At 62.7% G+C, this 17,774-nt stretch carries 17 protein-coding genes; 5 read left to right on the top strand and 12 right to left on the bottom strand.

The window, feature by feature from the left end; genetic code table 11:
• Positions 1-48: 48 nt before the first annotated feature.
• The 5 genes from HBH1_RS12645 to HBH1_RS12625 are packed head-to-tail and all read right to left on the bottom strand — an operon-like array spanning position 49 to position 4,630.
• The gene (locus HBH1_RS12645; RefSeq protein WP_102663035.1) at positions 49-1,179 is read right to left on the bottom strand and encodes an FAD-dependent oxidoreductase; all 1,131 of its coding nucleotides are present in this window, start codon (positions 1,177-1,179) and stop codon (positions 49-51) included.
• A 29-nt stretch (positions 1,180-1,208) separates the two neighbouring features.
• Positions 1,209-1,547, bottom strand: coding sequence for a Rieske (2Fe-2S) protein (locus tag HBH1_RS12640; protein ID WP_102663034.1), 339 nt, complete (start codon positions 1,545-1,547; stop codon positions 1,209-1,211).
• A gap of 20 nt (positions 1,548-1,567) precedes the next feature.
• A complete protein-coding gene (locus HBH1_RS12635; protein ID WP_102663033.1) occupies positions 1,568-2,494 on the bottom strand; it encodes a VOC family protein in 927 nt (308 codons plus the stop codon).
• Between the two features lie 49 nt (positions 2,495-2,543).
• Positions 2,544-3,704, bottom strand: a complete 1,161-nt coding sequence (locus tag HBH1_RS12630; RefSeq protein WP_102663032.1) for an alpha/beta hydrolase family protein — start codon at positions 3,702-3,704, stop codon at positions 2,544-2,546.
• 53 nt (positions 3,705-3,757) lie between these two features.
• The gene (locus HBH1_RS12625; RefSeq protein ID WP_199181585.1) at positions 3,758-4,630 is read right to left on the bottom strand and encodes a SphA family protein; all 873 of its coding nucleotides are present in this window, start codon (positions 4,628-4,630) and stop codon (positions 3,758-3,760) included.
• 338 nt (positions 4,631-4,968) lie between these two features.
• Here HBH1_RS12625 and HBH1_RS12620 point away from each other — a divergent pair, with 338 nt between their 5' ends.
• A complete protein-coding gene (locus HBH1_RS12620) occupies positions 4,969-5,889 on the top strand; it encodes a LysR family transcriptional regulator (RefSeq protein WP_102663031.1) in 921 nt (306 codons plus the stop codon).
• Between the two features lie 211 nt (positions 5,890-6,100).
• Here the strand turns inward: HBH1_RS12620 and HBH1_RS12615 are convergent, their stop codons facing one another.
• The 4 genes from HBH1_RS12615 to HBH1_RS12600 form a co-directional block, all read right to left on the bottom strand.
• Positions 6,101-8,479 (bottom strand): TonB-dependent receptor, encoded by a 2,379-nt coding sequence (locus tag HBH1_RS12615; RefSeq protein WP_102663030.1) that lies wholly within the window; start codon positions 8,477-8,479, stop codon positions 6,101-6,103.
• Positions 8,480-8,561: 82 nt separating this feature from the next.
• Positions 8,562-9,560 carry a FecR domain-containing protein gene (locus HBH1_RS12610; protein WP_102663029.1) on the bottom strand — a complete coding sequence of 333 codons (999 nt, stop codon included), beginning with the start codon at positions 9,558-9,560 and terminating at the stop codon, positions 8,562-8,564.
• On the bottom strand, positions 9,550-10,068 hold the full coding sequence (locus tag HBH1_RS12605; protein ID WP_102663028.1) for a sigma-70 family RNA polymerase sigma factor: 519 nt from the start codon (positions 10,066-10,068) through the stop codon (positions 9,550-9,552). The genes HBH1_RS12610 and HBH1_RS12605 overlap by 11 nt, the downstream gene beginning before the upstream one ends.
• 216 nt (positions 10,069-10,284) lie before the next feature.
• A complete protein-coding gene (locus HBH1_RS12600) occupies positions 10,285-11,430 on the bottom strand; it encodes a branched-chain amino acid ABC transporter substrate-binding protein (RefSeq protein WP_102663027.1) in 1,146 nt (381 codons plus the stop codon).
• Positions 11,431-12,179: 749 nt separating this feature from the next.
• Here HBH1_RS12600 and HBH1_RS12595 point away from each other — a divergent pair.
• The 4 genes from HBH1_RS12595 (at position 12,180) to groL (ending at position 15,233) form a co-directional block, all read left to right on the top strand.
• Positions 12,180-12,458, top strand: coding sequence for a type II toxin-antitoxin system RelB/DinJ family antitoxin (locus tag HBH1_RS12595; RefSeq protein WP_102663026.1), 279 nt, complete (start codon positions 12,180-12,182; stop codon positions 12,456-12,458).
• Complete coding sequence (locus HBH1_RS12590; protein WP_102663025.1) at positions 12,430-12,759, top strand: type II toxin-antitoxin system YafQ family toxin; 330 nt, start codon at positions 12,430-12,432, stop codon at positions 12,757-12,759. The genes HBH1_RS12595 and HBH1_RS12590 overlap by 29 nt, the downstream gene beginning before the upstream one ends.
• 402 nt (positions 12,760-13,161) lie before the next feature.
• Complete coding sequence (gene groES, locus HBH1_RS12585; protein ID WP_006713122.1) at positions 13,162-13,452, top strand: co-chaperone GroES; 291 nt, start codon at positions 13,162-13,164, stop codon at positions 13,450-13,452.
• Positions 13,453-13,583: 131 nt separating this feature from the next.
• Entirely contained in the window at positions 13,584-15,233 is a 1,650-nt protein-coding gene (gene groL, locus HBH1_RS12580; protein WP_039876549.1) for a chaperonin GroEL, read from the top strand.
• Positions 15,234-15,485: 252 nt separating this feature from the next.
• Here the strand turns inward: groL and HBH1_RS12575 are convergent, their stop codons facing one another.
• The 3 genes from HBH1_RS12575 to HBH1_RS12565 all read right to left on the bottom strand — a co-directional run bounded on the left by HBH1_RS12575 (position 15,486) and on the right by HBH1_RS12565 (position 17,423).
• On the bottom strand, positions 15,486-16,697 hold the full coding sequence (locus HBH1_RS12575; protein WP_102663024.1) for a porin: 1,212 nt from the start codon (positions 16,695-16,697) through the stop codon (positions 15,486-15,488).
• Between the two features lie 229 nt (positions 16,698-16,926).
• Positions 16,927-17,184: a type II toxin-antitoxin system YoeB family toxin gene (locus HBH1_RS12570; protein ID WP_146012851.1), complete on the bottom strand. Its 258-nt coding sequence runs from the start codon at positions 17,182-17,184 to the stop codon at positions 16,927-16,929.
• Positions 17,181-17,423, bottom strand: coding sequence for a type II toxin-antitoxin system Phd/YefM family antitoxin (locus tag HBH1_RS12565; RefSeq protein WP_102663022.1), 243 nt, complete (start codon positions 17,421-17,423; stop codon positions 17,181-17,183). Before HBH1_RS12565 ends, HBH1_RS12570 begins: the two co-directional genes overlap by 4 nt.
• Between the last annotated feature and the right edge of the window lie 351 nt (positions 17,424-17,774).

The following is a 17,774-nucleotide window of genomic DNA, read 5'->3' as shown; positions in this document are numbered from 1 at the left end:
GATTGCAAAGCCGTTCATGGTTTCTATTTTTTATGGTGATGGTGGCAGTCAGATGGGTTGCACCAGTGCCGCGTGTGATTCGCGCATGATGCGGGAGTGCTCGTCCTTGTCGCCACCCTCCACCTCGATCTCGCCCAGCCGCGCCGAGTTCTCCACCACCATGCGGCAGCGTTCCCAGCGACGCTCTTCGAAGGCCGACAAGGCCAGCGGCACGCTATCGTTGCGTGCCAGCTCGTCGGCCAGCACCAGGGCATCCTCGATGCCGATGCAGGCGCCCGAGGCCAGGTGCGGCGTGGTGGCATGCACGGCATCGCCGATCAGCACCACGCGTCCCTGATACCAGGGACGCGGCAGCAGCAGGCCTTCCAGCGGACGGAAGATGATGCGGGCGCGGTCATCGAGCTGGTCGCGGATGGTCTTGAGCGCCGGGGCGCTGAAGTCTTCCAGCAAGCCGCGCAGGCGCGCCACGAAGCTGGATGGATCGATGTGGTCGTTGACCGGACGTGGCTCGGTCACGAAGAGGTACATCTCATCCCGGGAGACCGGATTGACGCCGGGCTTGATACGCGGGCCCATCCACATGGTGCAGGTATCGATCTCGGCCGGGCGCGGCAGGATGGCGCGCCACACGGCCTGGCCGCTGTAGCGCGGCTTGGGTGCGTCGGGAAAGAGCTGGGCGCGCAGTTTGGAGTACAGGCCATCGGCGCCGATCACCAGGTCGTAGCGGCGGGTCTGGCCATCGGTGAATTCCACCTCGACCTGGTCGCCCTGCTCACGCAGGGCGGTGAAGGTGCAACCCAGGCGGACATCGGCACCCGCCGCACGGGTGGCATCGGCCAGGATGCGCGCCAGTACCGGTCGCAGGATGGCACCGCCACCCGGCACATCGGGTGCTGCCAGGCGCGGCGTGGGCAGCTCGGCGATCTGCGGGCCGTGCGGCAGGCACAGGCGCACGCCGTCACCGGCCGCGCCTTCGCGCAGGAAGGCCTCCAGTACGCCCAGTTGCTTGAGTGCACGCAGGGTGGCCGGGCCCAGACTGATGCCGGCGCCATAGTTGCGCCACTGGGCATCGAGCTCCACCAGATCGACCTGGGCGCCACGGCGGCACAGATCGATGGCGGCGGACATGCCGGAAAAGCCGCCGCCGATGATGAGGATGCGTTGGGCTGCGAGTGTCATGGTGTCTCCTGAGTCTTTTTCTTGATGGGTTAAACGTGATCGCCGCTGGCCAGGTGCAGGCCACCGTCGTCATCGATGCGCAGCGCGACCGGCGTGAGCGTGTCGCCCAGGCAGGGACCGAGCGTGCACAGTCCGGTGAGCGGATCGAACAGGGCGCCATGGGCGGCACAGACCACGTGCTGCCCGCTGGCGTCGAGATAGGCATCGCGCCGCCACGGCAGCGGTGTGCCGTGATGCGGACAGCAGTCGCGCCAGGCGCGCACCTGCTCGCCCCGGCGCAGCAGGAAGATGGTGGCCTGCCCTGCCCCGTCGGTATCGAAACCGCGTGCGCCGTCCTCGGGCAATTGCGTGACGTGACACAGGTACATGGCCGTCTCTCCCGGTAGGGTCAGTGTGCGGCGCCCGGCGGCGGCGGACCGCTGGGTGCCCATTTCTCGCGATACTGGAACAGGAACAGTTGCGAGGCATCCGCGCCCATCGGCACTTCGCGGGCGGCCCAGGCCTCATCATGCAGGTCCATGTCGGCGTCGTATTCGACGTGGCAGCCCAGCGGCGAATTGAAGTACCAGAACCAGTTGCTGCCGAAACGATGGCGGCCAGGCCCCCAGAAGCTCTGGTAACCCTTTTCGACGAAGCGGGTGCCGGCCAGCAGCACTTCGGTCGGGCCGCCCATGTGGAAGGTGAAGTGTTCGCAGCCTTTCATGAAGGGCGGGGTCTGGATCATGAAGAGGGTATGGTGGTCCTGCGTGCCGGCCGGGCGCAGGAAGGGCCCCACGCCGGTGAAGCGGTCGGTGCAGACGAAGCCCAGGCGCTGGTAGAAGGCCTCGGCCCGGGCGGCGTCCGGCACGAAATACACCACATGCGAGAGCGTACGCGGCAGGGCCGGCAGTTCCGGCGGCAGGCCCAGCTGATTGGGCGCACGCTGCGGATCGCCCGGACCGTTGACGCGTTCGGCCGGCATGACCAGGGAGCGGCGTACGGTCTGCTGGAAGGCCAGCGCAAAGCCCATGTCGTCCACGCTGCGCACCACGCCGTCACGGCGACTGACTTCGCGGTCGCGGCGCAATTCGGTTTCGATGGCGTCCAGGGAGGCGGCATCGGCCACCCCGTAGACGGTTTCGCGCAACAGGCTGGCGGTGCCCATGGCCGACGGGAGGGTAGCGTCGTCGCGGGCACGCAGCACGATGGCGGTGCCATCCAGGGCTTCGAAACGGTCACCGCCGGCGTCGCTCAGGCCATAGTCGAGCAGGTACTGGCGGCAGGCGGGCAGATCGTCCACGCCAAAGACCAGGGCATCGGGTCCAATGATGTTCATGCGGATTTCCTTGTGATTCAGTCTGTGTGTCATCGGTGATCGTTCTGCCTCAGCCCCGGGTGCGACCACCCAGGGTCTCGGCCACCCAGTCGGCAATGACATGGCCGGCATTGATGGAATTGTCGAAACTGGCGTGCTGCACGCCGCCTTCGCGGTCGGTGAAGATCTTCAATTCGCGCTTGGGGCTGTTGACCAGTTGTTCATAGGTGCGATGCGCCCACTTGAGCGGAATCTGGCTGTCCTTTTCGCCGTGGGTGACCAGGAAGGGCACGCGGATCTTTTCGACCACGCCATCCAGGTGCACGTCTTCGGCGATGCGCATGAAGTCGTCGACGTCCTTGGCGCCCCACACCCAGCACACGTGCTGCCAGTAATGCGGCACGGGGAAATCGCCCTCCTTTTCCAGGCGACGCTTCTGCACGTCGCGCCAGTCATGATTGGCGCCCCACACCACGCCGCAGGCAAAGCGCGGCTCCATGGCCACCACGCGCGGGCAGTAGTAGCCGCCCAGCGAAACGCCTTCGCAACCGATGCGTTTGGGGTCCACGTCATCGCGCTGCTCCAGCCAGTCCACCACGTGAGCGGCCCAGTGCTCGGCATCGAAGCGCGCGGTCATGCCGTGCAGGCGCAAGGCTTCGCCGGTGCCGGGCTGGTCGATCACCAACGAGGACACGCCGCGCTCGGCCAGCCAGCCGGGCAGGCCGACCAGGTATTTCATTTCCTTGGTCGAATCCAGGCCGTTGAGCTGGACCAGCACCGGTGCCGGTCCCTGCACACCGAGGGCGCGGGTATAGAGGCCCGAGATCACCTGGCCTTCATAGGGGATCTCGACGCGCTGGCAGTTGTCGCCGGCCAGGGCGATGCCGCGCTGGAACACTTCGAGGAAACGCCGGTACAGTGCCAGCCGGCCCGGCGCGCCGTGGCCCTGCAGGCGTTCGCAGGTCAGCAGATAGCTGGCGGCGCGCTTGTACTTGGCGCCGGCCGAGAGCAGCCGGCCGCGCACTTCGTCCTCGGCGGCCAGGCTGCACAGCTTTTCCGCCATGTCCGCCCAGGTGGCGCGGAAGGCGGCCGTGCCTTCGGCGTCAGGCTGCTTGGCCGCCTCCTGCAGAGGTGCGCACATGGCTTCGATCTCGCCGATGCGCGCCCCCATCTCGATGGCAAGGTCGACGGAAAGATTCCAGACATAATTCGTCGGGAAGTAACGGAACATGGTGAAACTCCTTTGATGATGAGTGATGCGTTGGGTGGGCCGGACCCAGGTCCTCAGTGCGGGCCGCCCAGCCACAACGGCATGGCGAAGTTGATCCAGATGGCATCGCTCTTGGCCGTGTTGGCGGCGTACAGACCGCGCTGGACATTCATGTTGATGCTGAAGGGACCGGCGTTATAGGCGACGGTCGGGCCCATGGCGAAGCTGCGCATGCGATTGCCAGGGATGTCGCTGCCGTTCTGGCGGTCGTCGGTGAACTGGTTCAGGTAGGAACCGGTCACGCCGACCTTCCACTTCCCGAAGTTCCAGCCACCGATGAAATCGGCCACGTAGGCGGTGCCGGAGCGGTAGTTGGTATCGCTGTTCTTGTCGTTGAAGAGCAGGCGGTTGGAGATGCCCAGGTCCAGTCCATCAGGATCGTTGTGGCGTATCGCCAGCACCGGCTGGTACGAGGTATAGCCCACTGCCACACTGGGGCGGGCGGGATTGTAGGAACCGGTCTTGAGTGCGAAGTCGAACCCGAACGTGACATTGGTATGGGCCGCCACATCCCAGCGCAGCAGCAGCGGCGTGACGGTGACGTTGGACAGGCCGTTGTGGTTCTCGCCGTGGCCAGCCACTTCGGTATGCAGCGACACCACCGGCAGCACCAGTTGCGAATACACCTTGGCGCCGAACCATTCCACGCCATAGGAAGCCAGCAGACGCGTGGTAGCGGAGAAGGCTTGGGACTTGAAGGGGATGGGCAGCTTGTTGCCCTTGTTGTCGTACAGACCGTCGGCACTGCTGTAGTTGAATTGCTCCACCGCAAACAGGCCCGGGATGGGCGGCAGCGCAGCGATGTATTCACTGGTGGACCCGGTGGGGAATGGCGAGACGCCACCTTCAAACGCTTGTGCGGACTGCATGGCCGCCGTGCCCAGCATGCCCACGACGGCGCATGTGGCCAGCCGCTGGACTGGTACATATCCTCTCTTCACTTCTGTCTCCTTGTCTCCTACCCTGCCTGGCTTGTTGTCTCGCCATCGCGGCGTCTTTTGGGGGCCAGGCCGAAAGCGGCGCGCAGAGGGCGCCGCCGGCTTGCCGTGCCGGCCCTTTCTTCGATCTGCGGGGGCCGTGCAGCGGATGAGGGAAGCTTAAGTTCGAGCTTGATATTGATCAAATGGATTGTTTTGATTCATGATATGGGCGGCATCAATACATGACCGCGCCCGCACACCCTGTGTACAGAAGGCCGGCACGCCCGAACAACGGAGACACGCCCATGCGCTTCAACAAACTCGACCTCAACCTGCTGGTCGCCCTGGATGCCTTGCTGACCGAACTGAGCATCAGCCGCGCCGCCGAGAAGATTCACCTGAGCCAGTCGGCCATGAGCAATGCGCTGGCACGCCTGCGCGAATATTTCGACGATGAATTGCTGATCCAGGTCGGGCGCCGCATGGAGGCCACGCCACGGGCCGAGGTGCTGCGCGACGCGGTCAATGATGTCCTGCGGCGCATCGAGGGTTCGATCGCCGCCAAGCCGGCTTTCGTGCCGGCGCAATCACAACGGGAATTCCGCATCTCGGTCTCGGACTTCAGCCTGAGTGTGCTGGTGCCGCGGGTGATGGCGCGTGCCTACGCCGAGGGGCCGGGCATCCGCTTTGCGCTGATGCCGCAGGTGCAAGACCCGCCCCGCTCCCTGGACCGTGCCGAGGTCGATCTGCTGATCCTGCCGCAGGAATTCTGCACACCCGACCATCCCGCCGAAGAAGTCTTTCGCGAACGCCACGTGTGCGTGGTCTGGCGCGACAGCCCGCTGGCTGACGGCGAACTGACGCTGGAACGTTACATGAACGCGGGCCACGTGGTGATGGTGCCGCCGGGCGCCAATGCTTCATCAGTGGAAGCGTGGATGACCAACAAACTGGGCTTTGCCAGGCGGGTGGAAGTCACCAGCTTCAGCTTTGCCTCTGCGGTGGCGCTGGTGCAGGGCACGGACCGGATTGCCACCGTGCACGGCCGGCTGGCGCGCAAGCTGGCGCCGCAATGGCCGGTGGTGATCAAGGAGAGTCCGTTGCCGCTGGCGGAGATGCATCAGATGATGCAGTGGCACCGCTATCGCACCAATGATCCGGGCATCGAGTGGCTGCGGCGGATATTCCTGGAAAGCGCGCGGGAGATGGATGCAATACTGGCCTGAGCGGCCTGAGCGGCCTGAGCGGCCTGACTCACTGCAGTGTCAAGCGGACCTGATCCCGCAGAAGATGCCAGCGATATAAATCGTATAAAAAATATTCGTCATCGGACCAGAACAGGCTCAACAGGCTCAAGAAAAAAAGCCCTGCCGCCCGGGGGCGACAGAGCTGTTCTGCAGGCTTGGGCGCTGCGCCTGACGGCGCAAGCGGGTGAGGTCAGAAATCGACCTGCGCCGACAGCACCAGCGTGCGGCCGGACGAGGTGCCCACATAGCCGTTCTGCATCAGCCAGTAGTTCTTGTCGAACAGGTTTTCGATATTGGCGCGGTAGGTCACGACCTGCCCTGCCGCCTTGGTGATGTAGCGAGCACCGATATCGACGCGGGTCCAGCCCGGCACCTTGAGCGTGTTTTCATTGCTGTACCACATCGAACCGGTGCGGGTCACGCGGGTATTGAGCGCCAGGCCTTGCAGCCAGGGCGCGTCCCAGTCCAGCCCGAGGTTGAAGTTGCTGCTGGGGATGGCGCCGACGTCCTTGCCGTCGTTGGTGCCATTGTCGGTGTGGTATTGCTTGGCATCGAAGAAGGTGCCGCTGGCATTGAAGCGCAGGCCGCGCTGCAGTTCACCATAGGCCGCCAGTTCCAGGCCGCGCACGCGGTTGCGACCATCCTGGGTGGTGGTAGTGATGCCATTGACGAGGGTGGTGCTGGAATTGGCCTGCTCGATCTGGAACACGGCGGCAGTAGTGGTCACGCGGCCCCAGTCGATCTTGGCGCCGGTCTCGATCTGCTTGGATTTGTACGGCGCGAACAGCTGGTTGGGATTGCCGTCGCTGGCCGAGGTGAAGCCGCCGGCGCTGAGGGCTGTCGTGTAGTTGGCGTAGAGGGAGACATTCTCCATCGGCTTGACCACCACGCCCAGCACCGGGGAAATGGCGGTCTTGTTGGAGGTCTGGCTATCATCCACCAGGCTGTGCGAATAGACCTGCTGGCGGCGCAGTCCGCCGATCAGGCGCAGGCGGTCATCGGCCAGCGACAGCGTATCGGTCAGGGCCACGCTGGTCAGGCGCACCTGGCTTTGCGGCGTGGGCTGGCCGCGGCTGCCGGTGACGGTGGGCAGGGCCACCGGGTTATACAGGTTGGAGGTGACGCTGCTGGGTTCGGAGAGGTAGAAATAATCGGTCTGCTGGTTCAGCATGTTCACGCCCAGCATCAGGGTGTGCTTGATGCCGCCGGTATTGAAGCGCGCCCGCATGCCGACATCGGCAGAGGTGGAGGTCACCTGCTGGTCGTAATAGCCGTTGTACAGGGTGGCCGTGTCGCCGCGTGCATTGAGGATGGTGGCGCCGGGCCAGCTCTGCGCGGAACTGGCGACGTGGTAGCCGACTGCGCCATAGGCGGTCAGCTGGTCGTTGATGTCGTATTCCAGACGGGTGGTGGCGGCCTTGTCGTCCGATTGCAGCGTGGTGCCGGGATACAGATTGGTCTTGCCCGAGGGCGCGTCCGGCATGACCAGGCTGCTGATGCTGAATTGCGGGCGGAAGTTGCGGGCATCTTCATGCTGGGTATAGGCGTCCAGGCTCCAGCGCACACGACCGCCGTTGTAGTCCAGTCCGACCGACCCCATGCTCTGCTGTTGATTGCTGCCGGACAGGCCGGTATTGCCGTCGGCATAGAGCGCATTGACGCGCACGCCCCATTCCTGGTTCTCACCGAAGCGGCGGCCGAGGTCGGCCTTGAGACCGAACTGCGAATTGGACAGATAGGTGGCCGTCACGCTGGAAATGGGGTCTTCATGGGCGCGCTTGGGAATCAGGTTGACCGCGCCGCCGACGCCGCCGGCCGGCCCCATGCCATACATCAGGGTGCCCGGACCTTTGAGCACTTCGATGCGCTCGACCATGGAGATGGGCATGCGGGTCAGCGGGACCATGCCATACAGGCCATTGAAGGCCACATCGTTGGCCGACATGGTGAAGCCACGGATCTGGTAGCTGTCGCCGAAACCACCGTTGCCATTGGTGTTGCGCACCGAGGCGTCGTTGGCGATGACGTCGCCGATGGCACGCGCCTGCACGTCTTCGATGCCTTGCGAGGTGTAGTTGGTGGTGCTGAACGGGGTATCCATGACGCTGGCGGTGCCGAGCACGCCCAGGCTGCCACCCCGCGCCACCAGGCCGCCGGCATAGGGGGCGGTGGGGTCGGCGCTTTCGGTGATGGTCACGGTGGGCAGGACGGCATTGGCGTTGCTGCCTACGGTGGGGGCCAACAGCGTGTAGCCACCGTCGGCATTCTTGACGGCCTGCAGGCTGGAGCCGCTCAACAGGGCGGCGAAGCCCTCGTCCACGGTGTAGCGCCCGGACAGGCCGGCACTCTGGCGTTCGCGGGTCACGGCGGGGTCGAACGAGAGCAGCACGCCGGCACGGCGCGCAAAGCTGTTCAAGACCTGGTTCAGCGGGCCGGCGGGCAGATCATAGGCCTGGCGCTGGGCGTCGCTGGCCTGGGCCTGGACGGTGGCCATAGGCGTTGCCAGGGCAGCCAGTACGGCCAGTCTGAAGAGGGTCAGACGGGAGGGGAAACGGGTCGTTGTTTTCATGTCGGTCTACGGTGATGGGCGAGCTTGCTATCAGGTAAACCGGACGAGCCGCAAAAAACTGCAGAGGCTGGCCAAAAAATCTTTACGTCGTGCTGCGTGGGGCTGCTGCCCGCGGACGCAGGGTGATCCAGTAGGAAGTCCAGGTATCGATCTGCACCGGCAAGGTACGCGCGATGGCGGCCAGGATGCGCGCCGGCTGGTCCAGCGGGAACACGCCCGAGATGGGCAGCGACGCAACAGCCGGATCGCAGCGCAGCCTGCCGGGCAGGTACCGGTCCAGCTCGGCCACCAGTTCGCCCAGCGGCATGCGGTCGGCGACGATGACGCCGTCGGTCCAGGCCAGCGCCTGCTCATTGGCGGGCGTCAGATTGCCGACCAGGCCATGCCGGTCGAACATGCCCTGCCGCCCGGCATCGATGCGCACGCTGCCAACGCCATCCCTGGCCGTGAAGGCCACCGCACCAGCATAGACGGCCAGTCGCATGCCGGTCTCGCTGTCACGCAACTGGAAGCGGGTACCCAACGCACGCGCCTGCCCCAGGCGGGTGTGGACCATGAACGGACGATAGGAGCGGCCCTCTTCGCGGGCGGTGGTGATGAGCACTTCGCCGCGATGCAGCTTGATCAGGCGCTGCTGGTCGTCGTAGGCAGTGTCGATGGCGGTGGCGCTGTTGAGTTCGAGCACGGTACCGTCGGCCAGCAGCACACGCCGCCGCTCGCCCACCCGGGTGGAATATTCGGCCATCAGCGCCGGCCAGGAGGTGGCCATGCCGGCGCCGGTGGCCACCAGCCCTACCCCGGCAACCAGGCACAGGGCCTTGACGGCGAACCGGCGGTTATGACGACTGCGGGCGTCACCATCGCCGATGCTGCCATGCGCCAGTGTGCGCGGTAGCGTGGCAACCCGCTCGCTCAACGACTGCAGCCGCTGCCAGGCCAGTTCGTGCTGCGGCTGTTCGGCGCGCCAGCGGCGGCAGGCTTCGTGTTCCTGGGCGGTGGCGGTGCCCGATTGCAGCCGCACCATCCAGTCGATGGCGGTCCTGACGATGTCGTCGGCAGGAGCGGTGACGTCAGCGGCCATACTGGACGCTGTAACAGGCGGTGAAGGCACGCTTCATGTATTGCTGTACCGAACTGAGCGAAACCTGCAGGCGCTCGGCGATCTCGGCATAGCCCAGGCCATCCAGTTGTGACAGCAGGAAGGCACTGCGCACCTTGGCCGGCAATGCGGCCAGCATGGCATCGATTTCGTTGAGGGTTTCCAGCACCAGCAATTGCGCCTCGGGCGATGGCAGGTGCTCGGGCGGCAGTTGCGCCAGCATTTCCAGGAAGCTGGCTTCCAGCGCGCAGCGACGGAAATGATCGATCACCAGACCGCGTGCGATGGTCGCCAGCAGGGCCCGCACTTCTTCCAGATAGAAGCTGCGGCGCGACACCATGACCCGCACGAAGGTGTCCTGGGCCAGGTCGGCCGCCAGTTCCGCATCATGGGTGCGACGACGCAGCCAGCCCAGCAGCCATTGGTGATGACCGGTGTAGAGGCCAGCGATGTCTGGGTGACGCGGAGCGGGTTGGACGACGTCGGTCATGACGGCGAAAAATAATGAGAACTGTTCTCATTATAATCCGTAAAGGACGGTGCGCCAACAAACCTTCATTTACGGATGCTGCCTTGTGAAGTATTCGATGGGAAAAACGACAAAGCCCCGGCACGCGGCCGGGGCTTTGACCAGGTTTGTGCAGACCTGGCTTGCTGCCGGCCACCGTAACAGTGGCCGGCAGGAGCAGAACTGCAGCTTCCCTGATTACTTGACCACGCTCAGCAGCGAGCGCTTGCCACCCTTGTAGGTGTACAGGGTCAGGGTACCGTTCAGAATGTCACCCTTGGGGTCGAAGGCGATTTCGCCGGTCACGCCCTTGTGGTGGATCTTGGCCAGTTCCGGCAGGTAGACCTTGGGATCGGAAGAACCGGCCTTCTGCATGGCATCGGCCAGGGTCATCAGCGCATCGTAGGTGTACGGAGCGTAGATCACGACGTCCTGGTTGAACTTCTTCTTGTAGGCAGCCTTGAAGTCGTCCAGCGCCTTCTTGCCTGCTTCGGTCACGCCACCGGCTTCGGCACAGACCACTTCGCTGTCCTTCAGACCGGGGCCGGCCAGGTTGGGCAGTTCGGTGGTGCAGATGCCGTCACCGCCCATGAACTTGGCAGCCACGCCCAACTGATCCATCTGGCGCAGCATCGGGCCGGCCACGGCGTCCATACCGCCGAAGAAGACCAGGTCAGGCTTCTTGGACTTGACCGAGGTCAGGATGGCGTTGAAGTCGGTGGCCTTGTCGGTGGTGTACTGGGTCGCCACCACGGTGGCACCGGCAGCCAGCGCGCTCTTGCGGAATTCCTCGGCCACGCCCTGACCGTAGGCGGTACGGTCGTCGATGACGGCGACGTTCTTGCCCTTGAGTTCATTGACGGCGTAGCGACCCAGAACGCCACCCAGCTGGCCATCGTTGGCCACCACGCGGAAGGCGGTGTTGAAGCCTTGTTGGGTGTACTTGGGGTTGGTGGCCGACGGCGAGATCTGCGGGATGCCGGCATCGAAGTAGATCTTGGAAGCGGGGATGGTGGTGCCCGAGTTCATGTGGCCGACCACGCCCTTGACCTTGGCATCGACCAGGGCCTGGGCCACGGTGGTGGCTTGCTTCGGATCGGAAGCGTCATCCTGGGGAACCAGCTGGAAAGTCACTTTCTTGCCGCCGATCATGAAGCCCTTGGCATTGAGCTCGTCCACGGCCATGCGGGCGCCGTTTTCGTTGTCCTTGCCGATGTGGGCGTTGGGACCGGTCAGGGGAGCGACGTGACCGATCTTGATGACCTCTTGTGCCTGCGCAGCCCCTGCGAATGCGAACGCTGCCACGATGGCGGTGGCGACAGGAATCCCTTTAATTTTTTGCATGAAATGCTCCTATTACTTCCGATAGAGTGATTGAAAACGCAGTTCGTTGTGCCATTTGTTATATGCGCTGACCAATCCTGACATCCGCGAACGAAGGCCCGGACGATCAACACCGCAGCACCCCCAGTTGCTGACTGGATGTTGCTTGCGGACTCTGCTACTGCAAAAAACGAGCCATGCCCCATGGCATCACGACTCGGGAGCCCTCCCCATGGTGTTTCCCGCTTAAAAAGGGACGGAGCCACCTCAGGTAAGCGGCCCGGACGAAACGCCAGGCCAGGCGGGGCAGTTCCTACGACGCGACCCACCCCGCTGGGCAGAATACACCGTAATGGTGCGGCTGGGAGCGGTGCAGGGAGACCTGTACAGTTCTTCAGACAGATCGCACGTTTTATGCACTTTTTTAATACGCGGCATTGGGTTTCGCACCAAATGGGAACGTCAAACCGAAAAAAACTGCACGCCCGCACAAGGGGTCGCAGAGGGAGCGCATTTCTAACCAAAGCATCCATCCCGCGAGATGAGAAAATCGATTTGTCCGCAGCCCTTACTGCTCCCTCGCTGTGTCACGCTTCAGGGTGTAAGCACGACTTGCGCCAGTCAATTTGTCTGCATTCGAAGTAATGACATTGCGAAAATATCGCCTTGCCATTTCGGCTATCTCGGCAGACCTCACCTTAAGCGCGGTTTTACGAAAATCGGCAGGGTGCGATACAATGTATCTCAATCAATCGCAACAGGAGACTGTCATGGCTACCACCACTATGGTTCACGTTCGGGTGGACGAGAACCTCAAGGCGCAGGCTGCAGAAACGCTGGCCTCCATGGGCCTGACCGTCTCCGACGCAATCCGGGTGTTTCTCACCCGTGTCGTCGCCGACAAGGAACTGCCGTTCGCGCTCAAGGCTCCGAACGCCGCCAGTCAGTTGGCCATCGCCGAGGCAAACGAGATCGTCAACAACCGTCGCGCTCGCTTCGCAACCGCTGACGCTCTGCTGAATGACCTCGAAGAAGCCAGCCGCAAGTAAGCGGGCAAGACTGCCTCGCGCGTCGGACTACACCAGGGACTTCCTCAAGGACTGGCAGCGCCTGTCCCATTCCGGTCGATACGACATGAACCGGCTGAAAGAGGCCATGACGCTGCTGATCGCCAACGACGGGCCGCTGCCGCCCGAATGGCTCGATCATTCGCTGGCCGGCGACTGGACAGGTCATCGCGAATGTCACATCGGCGGCGACTTCCTGCTGATCTATACACTGGACGACTCGGGCAAGAGCGGCCTGGTCGTATTCGTGCGCAGTGGGACGCACTCAGACCTGTTCTCGTAGGCTTGCATCCGACCAAGCTTCAACTGACCAGCAACATGCGGCTGGCCACTGCTACGCGCGACGCCTCGGGGCCCTCGATGGGCCAGAGTTCTTGATTTCTTTCAGAATTACCCCCCAGCGCATCAATTTTCACTGCAACTAGACGACAAGTCTTTGATTTCAAAGCGGAATATCGGCGTCATCCTTATTGATCACCAAGAGATCAATTAAGATCGCGAACGCAATTGACGCCTTGAAAAATCCAAAGCCCATCCCTATACTTAGCACTCGTCACGGCAGAGTGCTAACAGCCCGCCGGGCGCAATCCCCTTTTTCTTGCGGTGAGGTTTGCTGCATTTGGAAGAAAACCGTTGCAGGCTTCGCCGCAATCAATGCTAACTTATTGAAAATTAAGGAGTTCTCATGAATCTTCGCCCTTTGCACGATCGCGTCATCGTCAAGCGCCTCGACCAGGAAACCAAGACCGCTTCCGGTATCGTTCTGCCTGATGCAGCGACCGAAAAGCCGGACCAGGGCGAAATCCTGGCCGTCGGCAATGGCAAGATCCTGGAAGATGGCAAGGTCCGCCAACTGGCCGTTAAGGTCGGCGACCGCGTCCTGTTCGGCAAGTATTCCGGCCAGGCCGTGAAGGTCGATGGCCAGGAACTGCTGGTCATGCGCGAAGAAGACCTGTTCGCCGTCGTCGAGAAGTAATTCGGCATTCGGCCCGTCTGTATCTTCATATATAGAGGGCCCTCGGCAACAAGACAGCAGCCGGCGCTTGCCCCAGCTTGCAGCACCAAGCCCGGCGACATGAACTGAACCGAATTTCTGGAGAATCCAACATGGCAGCAAAGCAAGTTATTTTCGGCGATGAAGCACGCGCCAAGATCGTCAACGGCGTCAACATCCTGGCCAACGCGGTCAAGGTCACCCTGGGCCCCAAGGGTCGTAACGTCGTGCTGGAGCGCAGCTTCGGCGCCCCGACCGTGACCAAGGACGGCGTTTCCGTCGCCAAGGAAATCGAACTGAAGGACAAGCTGGAAAACATGGGTGCCCAGCTGGTCAAGGAAGTCGCTTCCAAGACCTCCGACAACGCCGGTGACGGTACCACCACCGCCACCGTGCTGGCCCAGGCCATCGTGCGCGAAGGCTTCAAGTACGTCGCCGCCGGTTTCAACCCGACCGACCTGAAGCGCGGCATTGACAAGGCCGTCACCGCCATCGTCGGCGAAGTGAAGAACCTGTCCAAGCCCACCACCACCTCCAAGGAAATCGCTCAGGTCGGCTCGATCTCGGCCAACTCCGACGCGGACATCGGCGACATCATCGCCAAGGCCATGGAAAAGGTCGGCAAGGAAGGCGTGATCACCGTCGAAGACGGCAAGTCGCTGGAAAACGAACTGGACATCGTCGAAGGTATGCAATTCGACCGCGGCTACCTGTCGCCGTACTTCATCAACAACCAAGAGAAGCAGATCGTCGCCCTGGACAATCCCTTCATCCTGCTGTTCGACAAGAAGATCTCCAACATCCGTGACCTGCTGCCGGTGCTGGAACAAGTCGCCAAGGCTGGCCGTCCGCTGCTGATCGTGGCTGAAGACGTCGAAGGCGAAGCCCTGGCTACCCTGGTGGTCAACAACATCCGTGGCATCCTGAAGACCGCTGCCGTCAAGGCCCCTGGCTTCGGCGACCGCCGCAAGGCCATGCTGGAAGACATCGCCATCCTGACCGGTGGCCAAGTGATCGCCGAAGAAGTCGGCCTGACCCTGGAAAAGGCCACCCTGGCTGAACTGGGCCAAGCCAAGCGCGTCGAGATCGGCAAGGAAAACACCACCATCATCGACGGCGCTGGCGAAGCTGCCGGCATCGAAGCACGCGTGACCATGATCCGCACCCAGATCGGCGAAGCAACCTCCGACTACGATCGTGAAAAGCTGCAAGAGCGCGTGGCCAAGCTGGCCGGCGGTGTTGCACTGATCAAGGTTGGCGCTGCCACCGAAGTCGAAATGAAGGAAAAGAAGGCACGCGTCGAAGATGCACTGCACGCTACCCGTGCTGCCGTTGAAGAAGGCGTCGTGCCTGGCGGTGGCGTGGCCCTGCTGCGCGCTCGCGCCAACGTCAAGGACCTGAAGGGCGACAACCCCGACCAGGAAGCCGGTATCAAGATCGTGCTGCGCGCCATCGAAGAGCCGCTGCGCCAGATCGTCTTCAACGCCGGCGACGAGCCGTCGGTGGTGGTGAACAAGGTGCTGGAAGGTTCGGGCAACTTCGGCTACAACGCCTCCAACGGCACCTACGGTGACCTGGTGGAACTGGGCGTGCTGGATCCGGCCAAGGTGACCCGTTCGGCCCTGCAGAACGCTGCCTCCGTGGCCAGCCTGATCCTGACCACCGACGCCCTGGTGGCCGAAGTGGCAGACGACAAGCCGGCCGGCATGCCTGGCGGCATGGGTGGTATGGGCGGCATGGGCGGTATGGACGGCATGATGTAATTGCCCTCCTGCTGCGGGCCATGGATGACATGGCCTGTGCTGCAAGACGAAAACCCGCATCGGCGACGATGCGGGTTTTTTATTGTGCCGGTGCGACTGGATGGTGGCTGATTCCGCTTTTCGCTGCAGTTCCGGTCAGCCCACTTCCTTGATGGACGCTTGAGGCCGAATTCGCGCAACGAAAAAGACCCGCATCCTTGTGGGATGCGGGTCTTCGAACAGTGCGCCCTTGCAGGCGCGGCGTCCAACGTCTTAGAAGCTGTGGATCATCCCGGCATTCAGACCGGTCTGGCTGCGGTTGGCGCCCGGGATGCGGTCGCTGGCCGTGCCGACGTTGTACATGTCGTTCGAACGCAGGTTACGCAGGACAGCATACGTCGTGGTGCGCTTGGACAGATCATACTTGGCGCCCAGGTTCAACTGCACCAGGCGACCGTTGGAGCCCTTGACGAACTTGGCGCTGGTCAGCTGCACGCTGCTGATCAGCGACAGGGCCGGCAGCAGCTTGTAGTTCACGCCTACATCCAGAGTCTGGCTGGACTCGTTGTTGGGACCGCCGATGGCAAAGTCAGCCTTCTCTGCCGGCTTGTAGGCAGGATCCTTGCGCTTCGGATCGACCAGCATCGCGAAGTTGTAGTCCTTCGGGTTGTAGTCCGGACGTGCTGCGGTCAGCGGCAGTTTCACGCGCGAGTACGAACCGTAGACCTTGGCCGGGCCGAACTGGTAAGAAGCCGCCAGGGTCCAGGTCTTCAGGCAGGTGTCGCCATTCTTGCCGGGGCCGTTGCAGGCTGCCGCGCCATTGACGTCACTGGCATTCTTGGAATCACCCATCTTGCTCTGGAAATAACCCAGGCCGACGTTCAGCGGGCCGTTGGCGTACAGGCCGCCCAGGCCGAAGGATTGACCGGAACCGGTGCGGCCGGCCTCTTCGCCGAAGCCATAGATCAGGCTGCCGGTGAAGCCGTTGAAGTCAGGGGAGTTATAGCGGATGGAGTTGTTGACGCGCTCGCCGTTGGTGCGGTCCAGGTTCAGCGAGTGGATGCGGCTGACACCGCCGCCGAAGTCACCCGGCGAGGTGATACCGCCGATATCATCCAGGACGTCCTTCTGACGACCGGCCAGGATGGTACCGAAGTTGCCCGAAACGCCAACGAAGGCCTGGCGGCCCCACAGCAAGCCCTTCTGACCAGCTTCGCCGGTATCGACGTTGAAGCCGTTCTCGATGTTGAACACGGCCTTCAGGCCGCCGCCCAGGTCTTCGCTACCCTTGATGCCCAGGCGCGAGCCCTTCATCAGGCCGGAATCGAGTGCCACCTGACCGCCGGTTTCCTTGCCGGAAGTGATGATCTTGTTGGTGTAGGACAGGCTGGCATCGACCGCACCATAGACGGTGACAGTGCTTTGTGCATGCGCCGCGCCGGCGAAGGCAGCCAGCACGGCCAGGGCCAGGATGGACTTTTTCATAGAGAGTACTCCGTAGTGGTTTGATTGCTGTTGATTGGCGGGTGCCGGTCGCGATCTCGCGTGGCCACCCCCACACTTCCCGGAAGACGACTTCAAGAAGTTACGGCAAATCTAAACGGTATTTATTTTCTCAATCGATTCATAATTTGAATTGTGTCGATTTATGAGAATATTCTGTATCTTTATAGCAACGATTGGCACCAGAAAGTGCAGTCCCCCTATCGCTGCCTCAGTAATGAAATCGACACTGATGCACGATGACGATCCCCGGCATCTGCTCGATCACGATGCGGTGTTCGCCGCACAGCCGGATGGCCCACAGGCCCGGCAGGCGCAGCGGCAACCGGGTCATTCGCGCGGCCGGCAGCGGGGTGTCGTCCTGCAGCCGTCGCAGCAGTCCCAGCAGTACGCGGGCCGTGGCACGGTCGTGGCGGCGCCACCAGGCCAGGTCCTGCCTGGCCATCGGCGAGAGCCAGAGCCTGTTCACGAAGGGGATGGTCCGGATAGCAACGTGGCCCGCAGCTGCTGCAGGCTGCAGAGGAGCCGCTCGGCATTGAGGTCGTTACCCAGCAGGTGCAGGGCCTCCTGGACACCGCGCCAGACCGATTCCCGCACCAGCACCAGGTTTTCGGCGTTGTCGCGGGTGAGGATGACTTCATCGATATCGGCCAGCTCCAGCAATTCATCGAGCCGACCGTTGAGCGCCTGGACGGGATATGCGTACATGGGAATAGGTGTAGTCGAGGCAGCAGGCGGTACGTAGCGCACCGGCCACCACCGGGCCGAAGAAAACGCAAAAAGATACGCTGCCCCGGAGGGCTGACGACGATCCCGGCAAAAATTGCTGCACCTACTAGAATTTATTCGAAGACCCTCTCGTACCGGGACGGCAGGCAATGCCAGGAAAAGTGCTGGCGCCTCCCTGGAAGCCAGTCTCCAGGCGGCTTCCCGTCGGATGCTAAGACGCAGAGGTTATATGCATAAGCGAAAAATTGTTTTCCCTATATAACCTTGCCGCCTTAAAATAGCGGCTTCTTATAAAAAATATCGATGGCAGTGGAGACCTGTGATCCGGCG

Source organism: Herbaspirillum sp. BH-1, from assembly GCF_002870055.1.
Lineage (GTDB): Bacteria > Pseudomonadota > Gammaproteobacteria > Burkholderiales > Burkholderiaceae_D > Herbaspirillum > Herbaspirillum frisingense.
Note: the sequence above shows the minus strand (reverse complement) of the source record. Positions and strands in the feature narration are given on the sequence as shown.